This is a genomic window from Salinisphaera sp. SPP-AMP-43 (assembly GCF_049568105.1).
Taxonomy (GTDB): domain Bacteria; phylum Pseudomonadota; class Gammaproteobacteria; order Nevskiales; family Salinisphaeraceae; genus Salinisphaera.
In genome coordinates, this window is the sequence record NZ_CP145335.1 from 809,743 (window position 1) to 824,266 (window position 14,524).

Sequence of the window (14,524 nt, forward strand, 5' to 3'; positions counted from 1 at the left end):
GACCACGCCTACCGGGGGAAGCCGCTACCTTATGAGCCAAGACAAGCGCGACAAGAACCGCGACAAGCAACGCGGGAACAAGGCGTCGAGCGGCGCCGACACAGCGTCGTCGAAGACGTCGAAACCGAATGCCCCGCGCCAGGACCAGGGCGGCGGCCAGAATACGAACCAGGGCGGCGCCGACAGCGGTGCCCAGGGCGCTTCCCAGAGCAGCGGCAACGCCTCGAAATCCACGCCGGCCGCTGCGAGCGAGACGACACAATCGTCGAGCCAGAAGCCGGCTGCGCAGTCGGAGCCGAATCGCGAGAAGACGACGTCCGATCGCGCGGATTCGAGCCGCGCCGGAGCGCGCGACAACCCGCCAGCGAGCGCCCAAAGCAGCCCCGCCAGCGGCAGCGCCCAGCAAACCGGTAGCCGCTCGAAGAGCGCCAGCGCATCGGCTGGTAGTCAGACCTCCGGCAGTGCCGCGGCGCCCTCGGCCCAGCAGGCCAGCACGAGTGATTCGTCTGGCGCGCGCGCCAGTACCCAGCACAAGGCCGCCGTCAGCAAGGACAAGACCCAGAGCGCGGCCCAAGGCTCTGGCCCGGCATCCAAGCAGGGATCTAACCAAGGCTCGGGTCAGTCCACGGCAGCTGCCTCCAGCTCGGGACGCACCGCGCCAGGATCCTCGGCTTCGAAATCCGCGCAAAGCAGTCAGTCGGGCGCCGGCAAGTCCGGTGCGACCAGTGCCTCGGGCAGCGGTTCGGCGGCCAAAACAGGCAGCGGCGCGCATAAGAACGCCGATCGCAGTGCTTCGGGCACGAGTGGTGCAGCATCCAAATCGGGCTCGACCAAAGACAGCAAGTCGAGCACGGCGGCCGCCGCTGCCGGCGGCGCCGCTGGCGCCGGCAAACGAGCCGGCAGCACGAGCGGCGGCGGTTCCGGCCGGCGGCTGGGCGTGATCATCGCCGTCGTGGCGTTGATTTTTGCGCTGCTGGCGGCCGCGGCAGCCGGCGTGCTCTGGTACCGCGGCCAGCAGCGGTTGGCCGAGCTGGACTCGCGGGTGAACACCGTTGAGCAGGGCCTGCAGAAGAACGTGCAGAAGGTCGTCATGCCCAAGCTGGCCGACATGCGCGACAACATGCAGCAGCAGTCACAGCGTATTGATCAGCTGGCGGGTACGCTGGATCAGCGCCAGCAGCAGATCAATCAGCTCGAGCAATCCCTGCAGCACGTTCAGGCGCGCAACAGCCAGCTGTCCGATCAGCTGGGCGGCAACCACGAGCGGTTCGTCGAACAACGCATCGCGCTGCTGCTCGAGGCCGCCAACCAGCGGCTTCAGGTCGAGCGTGATCCGGAAGGGGCGCGGCGAGCGTTGGAGCTCGCTGACGAGGCGATCCAGCGGGCCGGCGATCCGCAGCTGCATCCGGTCCGGGCCAACATCGCTGACGAGATCGCGGCCCTCAAGGCGCTGCCGAATACCGACGTCGAAGGGCTGTCGCTGCGGCTGGCCAACGTAATCGGCCAGATTCCGAAGCTGCCGCTGGATTCGAATGTGCCCTCGAGCTATCAGAACCAGCGCTCGGGCGATGGTTCGAGTGATGGCAGTAGCCAGAATCAAGGCCAGGACGGTAGCCAGAGCGACGGCCAGAACGGCAGCTTCGCCGGTATCCGGCTGTCCCAGAAGTGGCACCAGTTCGTGGACTCGGTCGGTAATGCGCTAACGCGCATGGTCACCATCCGGCGAGCCAACGGCACCGAGAATGCGCCGGCCCTGATGGCGCCGGATCAGGCGTTCTTCCTGACCCAGAATCTGCAGTTGCAGCTTCGGATGGCGCGGCTGGCATTGTTGGATGGCAATACCCAGACCTACCACGATGCCATCGACGAGGCGCGCGACTGGATCAAGCGTTATTTCGATACCAGCAATAGCCAGGTGTCGTCGGTGCTGGACGAGCTTGGCCAGCTATCGCATGTCAAACTCGACTGGCAGGCGCCGGATCTGTCGGCCAGCCTGAAGACCTTGCGACGCATCATGGCGCGCAACCAGCAAAACGACGGCAAGGCATCGGGCAATTCCGGCCAGTCGAATCCCGAGGGTTCGAATGACGCCAACGCGGCGGGGAGTTCGTAATGCGTCGTCTGCTGCTGGCTTTTTTCGTATTCGTTCTACTGGGGATCCTGCTGTCGCTGGTGTTCCGGCACCATCAAGGCTATGTGCTGATCTCGTTCAGCGGCTGGCAGATCGAAACCTCGCTGCTGTTCGCCTGTGCAGCGGTGTTGCTGGGCATCTGGGCGTTGGCCATGGTTTGGCGACTGCTGATCACCCTGGTTTTTGCCCCCAGTAACATCCGCGGCTTTTTCGGCCGTCGTCGTCAGCGCAAGGCGCGGCGTTCGCTGTATGCGGGACTGGAGCACATGGCCGAAGCCCGCTGGGCCTTGGCCGAGGAGGATCTGCAGGCCCTGGCTGAGTCCAACGAGGCGCCCGGTCTGAACCATCTGTTTTCGGCCCAGGCTGCCCAGCGCCAGAATCACCTCGCCGATCGGGACCGGTATCTGGAAAAAGCCGCGGCCCGTAAGACGGTCAGCGAACTGGCGGTGCTGCTGACCCAGGCCGAACTACAGTTGGCGGCCGGGCAGAGCGCCGAAGCGCAGGCGACCCTGGCCCGGCTCTACGAGCTCGAACCGCGGCATCCCTGGGTACTGCGGATGTATGCCGAGTACGCGATGTCCTGTGGGGACTACGGCCAGATCTATGCCATGCTCGGCGATCTGCATAAGCATGCGGCGCTGTCGCCGGAGCGCATCGAGACCATGGCGATCGCCGCCTATCAGCAGCGGCTGTCCCAGCAAAGCGAGATCGGTGGTCTGACCACTACTTGGCGGCATATGCCCAAGGATCTGCGCGACAAGCCCGAGGTGGTCGCACACTATGCGCGCTGTCTACGGGCCAACCGGGCCGATGACGAGGCCGCGAACGTGATCCGCAACGCGATGAAGAAACAGTTCAGCCCGGAGCTGGCGCTGATCTTCGGCGATCTGCGGTGCAGCGAACATACCGAGCAGCTCGCCACCGTCGAAGAATGGATCAAGGCTTACGGCAAGGAGCCGGAGTTGTTGATGGTGGCCGGTCGGCTGTGCCTGCGTAGCCAGCTCTGGGGCCGGGCGCGCAGCTATTTCGAGGCCAGCCAAAAAGAGCACTCGCGCCCGGACGCGTTGTTGGAGCTTGGGCATCTGTTCGAACGTATCGATCAGAACGACGAGGCTCGAGCAGCCTACCGCCAAGGCCTGGAGATACGCGCCTCGTAATGAGCTTCGGGCATGCATAGCCTGATCGTCGGCTGTGGCGATACCGGAGTACGGGTCGCCGCCCGCGCGGTGGCGGCCCAAGAGCAGGTTACCGGCATCGTACGCAGCGACACCTCCGCGGCCTATGTGCGGGCGGTGGGTGGCGTCTCGCGCCAGATCGATCTCGACGTCTCGGTTTCGCCGACGCTGCCGGCCTGCGATCGACTGATATATAGCGCGCCGCCGCCGCCTGAAGGCAAGACCGATGCGCGCATGGCGGCTGTCCTGGCGGCACTACCTGAGGTGCCGTCCCATGTCGTATATATCAGCACCACCGGCGTCTACGGCGATCACGGTGATGAATGGATCGATGAAACGGCGCCGCTCCAGCCGGCGACGGCACGCGCGGGTCGTCGGGTCGATGCCGAGCAGCAGATCCGTGCCTGGGCACCCCATGCCATGATCCTGCGTGCACCGGGGATCTACGGTCCGGATCGATTGCCAGTCCAGCGGGTGCTGGATGGCGAGCCGGTGCTCGCCGACAGCGCTGGCGGCTGGAGCAACCGGATTCATATCGACGATCTGGCCAGCGTCGTGTGGGCGGCCGCGAATCGGCACTGGCCGAATCGGGTCTACAATGTCTGCGACGGCCAGCCGACCCGGCGTTCGGCCTATTACGACACCTTGGCCGAACTGCTGGGCGTGGCGCCGCCGCCGAAGATCGACTGGGCCGAGGCCCGGCAGCGCTTTTCGGCCATGCGGCTGTCGTTTCTGGCTGAGTCGCGCCGGCTGTCGAATGCGCGGCTGCTCAGCGAAACCGACGTTCGGCTGCAGTTCACCGATTTGCGGGCCGGTTTGATCGCCAGCCTACGCGGCGATCCGGCGCTGGCCCCAGGTTACGACTGAGGCGCGTTAGCGGCGGGTCCGGTCGGATGGCTTGGGATCGGGGCCAGCTGTTTTTCGTCCAGATCGGTCGAGAATTCGTCGATGATCGGCGACAGACAGTCGGCACCGGATAAAGCCACCGGCACGCTGCCCCCGGTGTTTTCGATGAGGGCGATACGATACAGAAAGCTCGGATCACCGTTGCGGCAGTGCCCGATCGAGGTGCCGAGCAGGGTCAGTCGATACTTGGCCTGACGTGCCATCGCCTGGTAATCGGCATGCCCGCTGGTCATATCCTTGCTGTAGCCGATGAGGTGCCAGCCGCGTTCGGCCAATGCTTGCCTGAGTTTATCGGCCAGTACGGTCTGCTGATCGGGCACGATGATCGATTCCCGTGGTGCGTAATGATTCCCCCCGGAAGAGGCTTGCGGAGCCTTGGATGCCGGCTGGTTGGCGCAGCCGAACAGCAGCAGGCCAGACAACAAGACAGCGGTAACAGCACGAGCGATCGCGAACATCGAAACAACGGATCGAGCAGGGTTCGGCTGTCTAGGATACGCGCCCCGGTCGGTAAAAGGATAACGTCGAGGGCCGGGGCGAAGAGCGAGTGGCCATCGCAAAGACGTCCAAGGGCGCGCCCGGCCGATGGATGGGCCGCGAGCCGTGGGAACAAGCGGCCCGACTTAACCCGTCGATCACCGGCGTGGCACGCTTTCTGCACCGATCCCAGGGCCGCCTCGAGGCGGTCTCATTCGTTACATAAGAGGAGCTGATCGGTCATGGACAAGCCGCAGATGAAACGCGCCATTCTCGAGGCCAAGAAAGCCAAGGGGCTGCGCTGGGACGATATCGCCGAGACGATCGGCATGGCGCCGGTATGGACCGCGACTGCCTGTCTGGGCGAAGCCTCGGCAACCGAGGACATCGCGCATAAGCTGTGTGCGGTGCTGGGCCTCGACGACGAGATCGCCGAAGCGCTGCAGGAACCGCCGCTCAAGGGGCAATGGATGGATAAGACGGTGCCGACCGACCCGTTAATCTATCGCTTCTACGAAATCATGGCGGTGTACGGCCCGGCGGTGAAAGACTGCATCCATGAGGAATTTGGCGACGGCATCATGTCGGCGATCGATTTCAAGCTCGATGTCGAGCGCGAGCCGGACCCCAAGGGCGACCGCGTGAAGATCACGATGAACGGCAAATTTTTGCCCTACGTACGCTGGTAGGGCGGCCTGCGGCCGGCAGATCAACCGCCGGCCGCAGATCGAGAGCTTCGATCACCCCTCGTGGTCGAGCGCATGTGCGTGGTGCCCGCTCAGGCGTTCGAGACGGCGCATAAGCCCAGTTTTGATGTCTTCGACGATCACATAGAAACAGGGCACCAGGCCTAGGGTGATGCCGGTCGCGAACAAAATCCCGAAGCCGAGCGAAATCGCCATCGGGATCATGAACCGGGCCTGCAGCGAGGTTTCGAAGATCATCGGCGCTAGCCCGCCGAAGGTGGTCAGCGTGGTCAGGATGATCGGGCGGAAACGGCGCACTGCCGCCAGGCGTACGGCTTCGGCAGCACCGCGCCCCTCGTCGCGCAAGGTGTTGGCATAGTAGATCAGCACCAGCGAGTCGTTGACCACCACGCCAGCCAGAGCGAGCACGCCGAACAGGCTGATCACCGACAGCGAATAGCCCATGATCGTATGCCCGATGATGGCACCGACCACGCCGAAGGGAATCGCCAGCATGACGATCGCCGGTTGGATGTAGCTGCGGAAAGGGATCGCCAGCAGGATGTAGATCAGCACCATCGAGATCACGAAGCCGACGAAAATCGCATGCATCGACTCGGCGACGTCTTCCTGAATACCGTTGTAGCCGGTGGCCAGCCCCGGATAGTCTTGCTTGAGTTGCGGCAGCACACTGCTGTTGAGCGTGTTCATGATCCGGTTGGTTGCACTGCGCGGCGTGACGTTAGCGGTCACGTCGATAGTGCGTTGGCCGTTGTGGCGCTTGATCGTGGTAAAGGCATGGGTCGGCTGGATGCTCGCGATCTGCGATAGCGGCACATAGGTGTTGTTGGGCGTACGAATCAGCAGATTGCGTACGGCCGCCCGGCTGTCGCGCTCGACCTTGGGCAGCTGCACCATCACCCGCACTTCGTTGGAGCCGCGCAGCTGGCGCAGTGCTTCGTTGCCGTAGAACGCAGCGCGTACCTGGGCGCCGACCGATTCGTTGGTCAGGCCGAGCGAGCGGCCGTTGTCGTTGAGCGTGAACGACAGCTGCTGCTTGCCGTGGGCGACCCCGGAGTCGATATCGTGTACGCCCTGGAAATCGGCCAGCCGGTCGGCCAAGGTCTGGGCGGCCTTGTCCAGCATGTCGGTGTCTCGGGCCGACAATTCCACAGTCAGATCCTTGCCCGAACCCGGGCCGCCGGCATCGGACTGGAACTGGGCAGACTGCAGGCCGGGCACGTCGCCGAGTGCGGTGCGCCACTCGTTAGAGAACTGCGCGGTGCTGATCGGACGTACGCCGGGCGAGGTCAGATAGGCCCGCATCTCGAGCGTGTTCTGTTCGATGGTCGCGAACACACCCTTGAGCAGCTGATCGTTGCCGTGTTGGGCGGCGACGTCGTCGGCGGCCTGGCGCAGCTTGGTACGGGTCTGCTCCATGACCGGCATCGGTGTGCCGTAGGGCATGGTCAGGCTGGCTTCGGCATGATCGGATTCGACCTTGGGCATTAGCGAAAAGCCCATGCGCCCGGAGGCGGCCCAGGCCAGGACCAGGATCAGTACCGCTACGCCAGTGGCCGCGGTCAGATAGCGATGATGGATCATCTGGGCCGCGAACGGCTGGTAATAGCGCGACACTAGAGTCGAGAAACCGCGCGAGAAAGCCTGCTGGCGGTTGTAGATGGCCATCGAGAGCCGGTTGCTGCGCCGGTTTTTGCCGTGCGCAAGGTGCGAAGGCATGATCAGCATCGCCTCGACCCAGGAGATCACGAACACGGTGATCACGACCACCGGAATGGTCTCGAAGATATTGCCTAAAAAGCCCGGAATGAACAGCAGCGGGGCAAAGGCCGCGATGTTGGTCAGAATCGAGAAGGTGATCGGCAGGGCCACCTCGCGGGCGCCGATGATCGCGGCCTCGAACATGCCGGCACCGCGTTCACGGGCTTCGTAGACGTTCTCGCCGGCCACGATCGCATCGTCGACCACGATCCCCAGGGCGATGATGAACGCGAACATCGAGACCATGTTGATGGTCATGCCGAACATCGGCAGGAACAGAAACGCGCCCAGGAACGACGTCGGAATGCCGAGGGTGACCCAGAACGCCAATTTCAGGTCGAGAAACAGGCTGAGCACGATCAGCACCAGGGCCAGTCCCATGGCTGCGTTTTTGAGCAATAGCTTCAGCCGCTGGTCATAGACCTCGGACTGGTCGCCGTTGATGGCGTAGTGCAACTGGGGGGGCATGGTTTCGGCGACTTTCTGCATCGCCTCGCGGGCCGCCTCGGAGACCGCGGTCGGGGTCTGGTCGCCGACCCGCGAGACCGCGATCCCGATCGAGGGCATGCCGTTGTAGGTGGCCTCGGTATTGGAGTCGAGAAAACCATCGCTGACTTCGGCGATATCGCCGAGATGGATGACCGTGCCGTCAGCGGTGGTCAGAATCGGGATACGCGAGAACTCGGCGGCCTTGTCGCGCCGCCCGTTCAGCCGCAGCAGAATCTGGCCGGACTGGGTATCGACCTGGCCGCCGCCGACGTCCACGGCTGCCTCGGCGACCCGGTTGCCGATTTCCGGCAGGGTCAGACCATAGGCCCGCAAGCGCTGCTGGGGCACTTCGATGTTGACGGTATAGGTCTGGGTGCCTTCCAGCGAGACCGAGGTGATCTTCGACGACTGCAGCAGTTGATCACGGACATCCTCGGCATAGGCCCGCAGCGCGGTCTGCGAAACATTGCCGTAGAGCTGCATGTCGAGCACGCTGCGATTGCCGCCGGTGAAGGTCGAAATCACCGGACGTTCGGCGTTGGCCGGAAAGGTCGTGATCTGCGAGACCGCCTGCTGGATATCCTGGTAGACGGTCTGGATATTGACGCCGTCGTCGAGCTTGAATACCACCTGGGCCGCGCCTTCGCTGGCTTCGGCCGTAGTTTCCCGAATGCCGTCGATATCCTGGGCCTTGGATTCGATCGCCAGAACGATGTTCTGCTCGACCTGCTCTGGCGTGGCGCCGGGATACGACACGCTCACCTGGATGTATGGCACCGAGAACTGGGGAAAGACTTCCTGTTTGATCAGGCTGGTACAGAACAGTCCGCCAATCAGCAGCACGAACATCAACAGGTTCGGCGTGACCCGGTTGTGCACCATCCAGGCCAGCGGCCCGGAGAGCTTGCCATGGCCGGTATCGTCGTTGCGATCGGCCTCGCTCACGAGCGTTGCTCCGAGGCCGGCTGGCTCAGCCGAGTGAAGGCCGGCGCCAGCGTCAGCCGGGCTGCGATCTGTTGTCGGCGCTTGGTTGCCGGTGTCGGCTCGGCCCGTGCCTGGGGCCGGTTGTCGTTCGGTTTCGGATTGGCCTGGGCCGGATGGTCATCGCTCTTGGACTTGGCTTGGGCCATGTTCTGGGTATCGGATTCCACGCGGATCGGCATATCCTGGATCGGTGCCGACAGGTCGCTGGTCACGACTTCATCGCCTGGCTGCAGGCCAGCCGAAATCACCGCTCGGGTCGAATCGCGATAGGCGATTTTGACCTTACGGATATCCAGCGTGTCCTGGTCGCTCATCACCCAGACATGATTGTTTTCGCGCACGAAGGCCGAATCCACCACGACGCTGCCGCTCGGCATCGCCGCCGCCAGCTCGGCGTTGACATAGGCACCGAGCAACAGGCTGTGGCCGTCCGAGGTCTGATCGCCCAGCGGATCGGGCACCGTCAGTAGCACCCGCGCCAGCCGGCCCTGATCCTCCAGGCTGGCCTGGATGCGCAGGACATGCGCCTTAAGATAAGCGTCATCGCCCCAGGCATCTGGATAGTAGACCTGGGCGTCGGTGCCGGTGTCATGGTTCGGGTCCGCGGCATGAATCCAGCGCAGCTGATCGACGGGCAGCGACAGATCGACCCAGTAATTATCCGTGGCGGCCAGGGTGGCGAGGGTCTCGGAGGACGACACCACATCGCCCACCGAGGCACTGCGCGAGGTCACGATACCGTTGAACGGCGCCTTGACCTGGGTGCGCTCCAGGTTCAGGCGTGCCTGGGCGACATCGCTTTGGGCCGATTCGACGTTGGCCTTGGCCTGGGCGAGCTGGGGGCCGCGCAGGGCCAAGTTGCGCTCTTTGTTGCTAACGTTGTTCGCGCCGACCAGATCCAGTTCGCGCTTGGCCACGGCCTGCTGGCCGTTTTCCGTCGCCAGCGAGGCCTTGGCATCGGCCAGTTGGGTTTTAGCTTGATTGAGCGCGATCTGATAGTCCGCGTCGTCGATATGAGCCAGCACTGCGCCTTTTTCGAAGCGAGTGCCGGGCGCCAGGTTGTCCTGCAATGACACTACTTGGCCGGAGACCCGGGCCCGCAGCTGGGTCGACTGGGCTGCTTCGACCGTGCCATTGGCCGAGATCATCAACGACTGGGGCGCGGCCTCGGCCGGCGTCACCGTGACCAGACGCGCCTGGGCCGGGGTATCGGTTTTATGCCGCTGCGCGGTCGGGCGGCTCGACATGAATACCAGCGCCAGGGCGATCGCAGCGATCAATACCAGTACCGGCAGACCGGCCATCAAAAGACGGCGCCAGAGTGGCCGGCGGGCCGGCGCGACGCTATTGGATTCGTTCGAACTCATGATTCTGTGTGCTCCCCCGTGGCCGTGCCGTGATCGCCGGCATCCTGGTCTGTGGCCGTATCCGGGCCGCTGCGGCCGATGGCGGGTGCATCGATGGGGCCGGCCAGGGCGCGATAAAGATTAATCCGATAGTCGAGCAGCTGATAGCGGCCGCTCAGGTTGTCGAGCTGCAGTTGTTGGCGATTGAGCAAGGCATCGAGCACATCCAGATAGTTCGTGGCCCCACGCAGATAGCGCAGCCGTAGATTGGCCACGATCTGTTTCGACAGCTTGAGCTGCTGCGCGGTCTTGGCTAGATAATCCCGCTGCTGGCGTTCGTTGACCAGTGCATCGTCGACCTCCTGCACGGCTTCGAGCAGGGTCTGCTGAAAATCGGCGACGTTTTCATCGACCACTGCCCGGGTCCGTCGTACTTCGGCAGCGCGCTGGCCGGCGTCAAAGATCGGCTGGGTCAGCTGGGCACCGAGCTGCAGCACCCAGTTGGAAAACAGGCTGCCGACATTGGTGCTGCCGGAATAATCGGCCGACAGCGACAACTGTGGATAGCGCGCCGCCAGCGCGACCGCGACTTCGCGATCGGCTGCCGCGACCGTGAAATAATCCTGGCGGACATCCGGCCGGCGCATCAGCAGGGTCGAGGGAATGCCGGTATCCGGCAGCAGCGGCAGGCCGACCAGCTTACCTGGCGGCGGGTCGAAGGCCGACGGCGACCGGCCGACTAGCACCGCCAGGGCGTGGCGGGCAACCACAACCTGAGCCTTGGCCTGGGCAAGCTGGGCCTGGCTGGAGGCCACGGTCTGGCGCTGGCGCAGTACGTCGGCGGCTGCGGCCTGGCCGTTGTTGAAGCTGTAGGTGGTCAGCTCCAGAACGTTTCTATTGGTTTCGATCTGGTCCTGGATGAGCGCCACGCGGTCGCGATATTCCTGATACTGATACCACTGGCTGGCGATATTGCCGGACAGGGTGACCGCGGCGGACTGCAGCGCCGACTCGCGTGCCCGCCGGGTGAGCTTGTCGGCCTCGAGGCCGTTGCGGATACGCCCGAACAGGTCGACTTCGTAGCTGGCCGACAGTCCCAGGCTCTGCTGGTCCGACCAGGATGTTCCCGAGTCCTGGTCGAACGACAGCCCGCCTGCGGTGCCGTTGGTGGCATCGCTGCCGGTCCCGACGCCGGACAGCGAATAGCTGGAACTGGAGCGGTGGGTAGCGCTTTCGCCGGCTGAGCCGGTGATCTCGGGAAACAGATTCGCGCGCTGGCTGGCGACCGTGGCTCGGGCCTGCTGGAGCCGGGCATAAGCCGATTGCAGCGTGAAGTTATGGGTCAGCGCATAGTCGATGAGCTGGCTCAGGCCCGGGTCGTCGAATGCCGTCCACCAATGATTGGCCAGCGGCGTATCGCCGCTGTCGGGAAAACGCGACGGCATGTCGAAGGCCGGTTCGGTGAGCTTGTCGATCGGACGAGTGGCACAGCCGGCCACCAGTAGAATAAAAAGCATCAGCCCGCATCGGCCCATGCGAATTGTCTGATGCGCTGACTGCATCAATGCGATGTCCCCCTTTGGAAACAGCCGGCGCTAATCGCACCGGCTGTCGCTCGTACCGGTTCGAGCACAGGCCCGGATCAGTTCTGGTCGGGCGCCGGCTTCGGATGGCCGTGCCGATGGTGCCACTGCTCGGCGGCTTTGTCCCATTCTGCGGCCGAGACATAGCCATCGTTGTCGGTATCCATATGGGCGAAGATTTCGTCCGTGCTGGGTTTGCCGTGATGATGACGATGTTTGCCGTACCGGTGCCCGTCATGGTGACGGTCGTGGTGGGCCGGTTTGTCGGACGTGTCATCCGATTTTGGCGCCTGATCGTCGTCCGGACCACCCGGCGGCGGGCCCATGCGATGGTGGCCCATCGGCGGCTTCATTTCGTCGGCCGACAACGAGCCGTCGCTGTTTTTATCCAGTTTGGCGAACATGCGATCGGCGCGCTGTTTGGCCCGGGCTTCGAATTCGCTTTTGTCGATCTTGCCGTCCTGGTTGGTATCGACCTTGGCGAGCATCCGTTGCTGCATCACATTCGGCAGCTTGGTCATCTCGGCGGCCGTGAGTTTGTCGTCACCGTTGGCATCGAGTTTTTTGAATACGGCCTGGCTGTCAGCCTGCCGATTCTGATCGTTAGAACTCGCAGCGAAGCCTGCTGCAGAGACCGACAGACCGGCCGCGATCAGCGACAGCGATAGATAGTTGTTCAGCTTCATCACATACTCCTTTGCGGATGAGGGTGGGCGCCGGGGCGCTGTCCACGGTTCTCATTACCGCGCAAAAATGTAATGCAAATCTGTCGCCAGGCCGCGAGTTTGTCGCAAAATGTGTCAGACCCTGCCGATGCCAGACTCGGTTACACATCGGCCTCTGTCGCAGCCGGCGTCCACGTTATATTGACGCCAACACGACAAGCTCGAGCCCGGTATGGCCGAACCCAGCCCGCATATCCTGGTGGTCGATGACCACCGCGACATCCGCGATTCGTTGACCCGCTATCTCGACGGGCACGGTTTCCGGGTATCTGCAGCGGCTGATGCGGCCGTGGCGCGCCGGAGCGTACGCGATGCGGCCCTCGATCTGGTCATTCTTGACATCATGATGCCGGGCGAAGACGGTTTGTCGCTATGTCGGTGGCTGCGCGAGACCACTGCCATCCCGGTGATTCTGCTGACCGCGGTCGCCGAGGAGACCGACCGGGTGATCGGGCTGGAAATGGGCGCCGACGACTATGTCACCAAACCGTTTTCGCCGCGCGAACTGTTAGCTCGGGTCCGGGCGGTATTGCGTCGGGCTGCGGCCCTGCCGGCCGAGCGCGATGCCGGCGACGAACAGACCGTGCGTTTCGACCGCTGGGTCTTTCACGTCGCGCGCCAGGAGCTCGAGGACGAAACCGGGCTGTCGGTGGCCCTGTCGACCGGTGAATTCCGGCTGCTGCGGGCATTCGTTCGGCATCCGGGGCGGGTCTTGTCGCGCGAGCAGCTGCTGGATCTCACGCAGGGGCGGGAGTCCGAGGTGTTCGACCGTAGCGTAGACAATCAGGTGTCTCGCCTGCGGCGCAAGATCGAGCGCGATTCCTCGGCCCCGGAACTGATTAAGACTGTCTGGGGCGGTGGCTATCGCTTTACTGCCGAGGTCGCGACCGCATGACACGCTGGCTGCCGCGCGGGTTGTCGGCCCGGATCATTCTGCTGACGCTGTTGGCGTTGATCGTTTCCCAGCTGGTCGGTTATCTGAGCTTCGTCTATAACCAGGATCATCTGGTCCAGCGGGTGATCACGAATTATCTGAGCCAGTCGGTGCCGTCGATCAATCGCATGCTCCAGCACGTCAAAACCGGCGAAGACCAGGCTGCGGTACAGGCCTTGTCGAACCCGTTCGCTCGCTATGCGATCACCGAGCAGCCGCTAGAGTGCCCGCCCGCCAGTCAGTCCCGTCGCGAATATGCGGCTGATTTGGCGCGCAAGCTGGACGTGGCTGCCGAAGCGGCCCGGGTTTGTGTCGGGGCTGGACTGATCGACGATCGCCCGCACAAGCCCGCGATCGGGCTGGCGGTGCGCCGCGCCGATGGCCGCTGGCTGGAAGTCCGTGCGGCCCGGCCCGGTTTGGGGCATGGCTGGTGGGGCGGCCAGACCATCCGCAATATCCTGATCACCCTGGCGATCATGCTGGTGATGGTGGTGGTCTCCAGCCGCCGTTTCACCCGGCCGTTGCGCGATTTGGCGCTGGCTGCCGAGCGTTTCGGGCGCGGCGAACGGATCGAGCCGGTGCCTGAGCGCGGCAGCGACGAAATCAGGCGCACGATCGTTGAGTTCAATCGTATGCACCAACGCATCGACCGATTCGTGGCCGAGCGTACGCGGCTGGTTGCGGCCCTGGCGCACGATCTGCGCACCCCGATCACAGCACTTCGGCTGCGGCTGGAGTTTCTGCCCGAGGACGACAACAGACGCGCGATGAGCGCCACCCTGGAGGATATGGCGCATATGTCTGAGGCCGCGCTGACCTTCATGCGCGAGGAGGCCAGTGCCGAGCCCAGTCGCCGGATGGATCTCACGGCGTTGGTCGATGCGGTGGCCGAGGATTACCGGGCTGCCGATGCGCCGGTCGATTTCGAACCGGGACACCGGGTGACCCTGGTCTGTCGGCCGGTGGCGATCCGCCGGGCCCTGCGCAATGTGATCGACAACGCACTCGCCTATGGCGGTACTGCCGAAGTCTCGCTCGTCGATGCGGCCGATCAGGTCGTGATCGAAGTGGCCGATCAGGGCCCGGGGATCGCCGAGGCCGAGATGGCAAAGGTCTTCGATGCGTTCGTGCGCCTGGAAAGCTCGCGTAGCCGTCAAACCGGCGGGGTCGGGCTGGGCCTGGCGATCGCGCGTTCGGTCGTGCGTGGCCACGGCGGGGACATTACGCTGGCCAATCGAACCGAAGGCGGCCTGACGGTGCGCATGGTATTCCCCCGGGCCCGCGGTTAGTGCCGTACACGGGCAGC

The 14,524-nt window shown here is 64.0% G+C and carries 11 protein-coding genes; 6 read left to right on the top strand and 5 right to left on the bottom strand.

The genetic code is table 11. The features are described from left to right. The first annotated feature begins 31 nt into the window (after positions 1 to 31). Genes V5738_RS03440 through V5738_RS03450 form a run of 3 tightly spaced genes read left to right on the top strand, consistent with a single transcriptional unit; the run spans position 32 to position 4,173 of the window. Complete coding sequence (locus V5738_RS03440) at positions 32 to 2,113, top strand: uroporphyrinogen-III C-methyltransferase (RefSeq protein ID WP_423823010.1); 2,082 nt, start codon at positions 32 to 34, stop codon at positions 2,111 to 2,113. After that, the gene (locus V5738_RS03445) at positions 2,113 to 3,288 is read left to right on the top strand and encodes a heme biosynthesis HemY N-terminal domain-containing protein (protein ID WP_423823011.1); all 1,176 of its coding nucleotides are present in this window, start codon (positions 2,113 to 2,115) and stop codon (positions 3,286 to 3,288) included. Before V5738_RS03440 ends, V5738_RS03445 begins: the two co-directional genes overlap by 1 nt. Positions 3,289 to 3,300: 12 nt before the next feature. Next, positions 3,301 to 4,173 carry an SDR family oxidoreductase gene (locus V5738_RS03450; RefSeq protein WP_423823012.1) on the top strand — a complete coding sequence of 291 codons (873 nt, stop codon included), beginning with the start codon at positions 3,301 to 3,303 and terminating at the stop codon, positions 4,171 to 4,173. On the opposite strand, the gene V5738_RS03455 is transcribed toward V5738_RS03450, so the two are convergent. Continuing rightward, a complete protein-coding gene (locus V5738_RS03455) occupies positions 4,164 to 4,532 on the bottom strand; it encodes a hypothetical protein (RefSeq protein WP_423823013.1) in 369 nt (122 codons plus the stop codon). The genes V5738_RS03450 and V5738_RS03455 overlap by 10 nt on opposite strands. Positions 4,533 to 4,931: 399 nt before the next feature. Here V5738_RS03455 and cynS point away from each other — a divergent pair, with 399 nt between their 5' ends. Next, positions 4,932 to 5,378, top strand: a complete 447-nt coding sequence (gene cynS, locus V5738_RS03460) for a cyanase (RefSeq protein WP_423823014.1) — start codon at positions 4,932 to 4,934, stop codon at positions 5,376 to 5,378. A 51-nt stretch (positions 5,379 to 5,429) separates the two neighbouring features. Here cynS and V5738_RS03465 read toward each other — a convergent pair whose 3' ends face one another. From V5738_RS03465 to V5738_RS03480, 4 genes are all read right to left on the bottom strand, one after another. Next, positions 5,430 to 8,591, bottom strand: a complete 3,162-nt coding sequence (locus tag V5738_RS03465) for an efflux RND transporter permease subunit (protein WP_423823015.1) — start codon at positions 8,589 to 8,591, stop codon at positions 5,430 to 5,432. Further along, entirely contained in the window at positions 8,588 to 9,997 is a 1,410-nt protein-coding gene (locus V5738_RS03470; protein ID WP_423823016.1) for an efflux RND transporter periplasmic adaptor subunit, read from the bottom strand. Before V5738_RS03470 ends, V5738_RS03465 begins: the two co-directional genes overlap by 4 nt. After that, a complete protein-coding gene (locus V5738_RS03475) occupies positions 9,994 to 11,493 on the bottom strand; it encodes an efflux transporter outer membrane subunit (RefSeq protein ID WP_423823017.1) in 1,500 nt (499 codons plus the stop codon). Before V5738_RS03475 ends, V5738_RS03470 begins: the two co-directional genes overlap by 4 nt. Positions 11,494 to 11,618: 125 nt before the next feature. Next, the gene (locus V5738_RS03480) at positions 11,619 to 12,245 is read right to left on the bottom strand and encodes an EF-hand domain-containing protein (RefSeq protein ID WP_423823018.1); all 627 of its coding nucleotides are present in this window, start codon (positions 12,243 to 12,245) and stop codon (positions 11,619 to 11,621) included. A 211-nt stretch (positions 12,246 to 12,456) separates the two neighbouring features. On the opposite strand from V5738_RS03480, the gene V5738_RS03485 reads away from it, so the two are divergent. Together V5738_RS03485 and V5738_RS03490 are read left to right on the top strand one after the other, a co-directional pair. Then, a complete protein-coding gene (locus tag V5738_RS03485; protein WP_423823019.1) occupies positions 12,457 to 13,179 on the top strand; it encodes a response regulator in 723 nt (240 codons plus the stop codon). Further along, positions 13,176 to 14,507 (top strand): ATP-binding protein, encoded by a 1,332-nt coding sequence (locus tag V5738_RS03490; RefSeq protein WP_423823020.1) that lies wholly within the window; start codon positions 13,176 to 13,178, stop codon positions 14,505 to 14,507. The genes V5738_RS03485 and V5738_RS03490 overlap by 4 nt, the downstream gene beginning before the upstream one ends. Positions 14,508 to 14,524 lie beyond the last annotated feature (17 nt).

Coding starts and splice junctions, on each gene's coding strand:
- V5738_RS03450 (WP_423823012.1), top strand. CDS start 3,301: ATGCATAGCCTGATCGTCGGCTGTGGCGATACCGGAGTACGGGTCGCC.
- V5738_RS03485 (WP_423823019.1), top strand. CDS start 12,457: ATGGCCGAACCCAGCCCGCATATCCTGGTGGTCGATGACCACCGCGAC.
- V5738_RS03470 (WP_423823016.1), bottom strand. CDS start 9,997: ATGAGTTCGAACGAATCCAATAGCGTCGCGCCGGCCCGCCGGCCACTC.
- V5738_RS03445 (WP_423823011.1), top strand. CDS start 2,113: ATGCGTCGTCTGCTGCTGGCTTTTTTCGTATTCGTTCTACTGGGGATC.
- V5738_RS03475 (WP_423823017.1), bottom strand. CDS start 11,493: ATGCTTTTTATTCTACTGGTGGCCGGCTGTGCCACTCGTCCGATCGAC.
- V5738_RS03440 (WP_423823010.1), top strand. CDS start 32: ATGAGCCAAGACAAGCGCGACAAGAACCGCGACAAGCAACGCGGGAAC.
- cynS (WP_423823014.1), top strand. CDS start 4,932: ATGGACAAGCCGCAGATGAAACGCGCCATTCTCGAGGCCAAGAAAGCC.
- V5738_RS03490 (WP_423823020.1), top strand. CDS start 13,176: ATGACACGCTGGCTGCCGCGCGGGTTGTCGGCCCGGATCATTCTGCTG.
- V5738_RS03480 (WP_423823018.1), bottom strand. CDS start 12,245: ATGAAGCTGAACAACTATCTATCGCTGTCGCTGATCGCGGCCGGTCTG.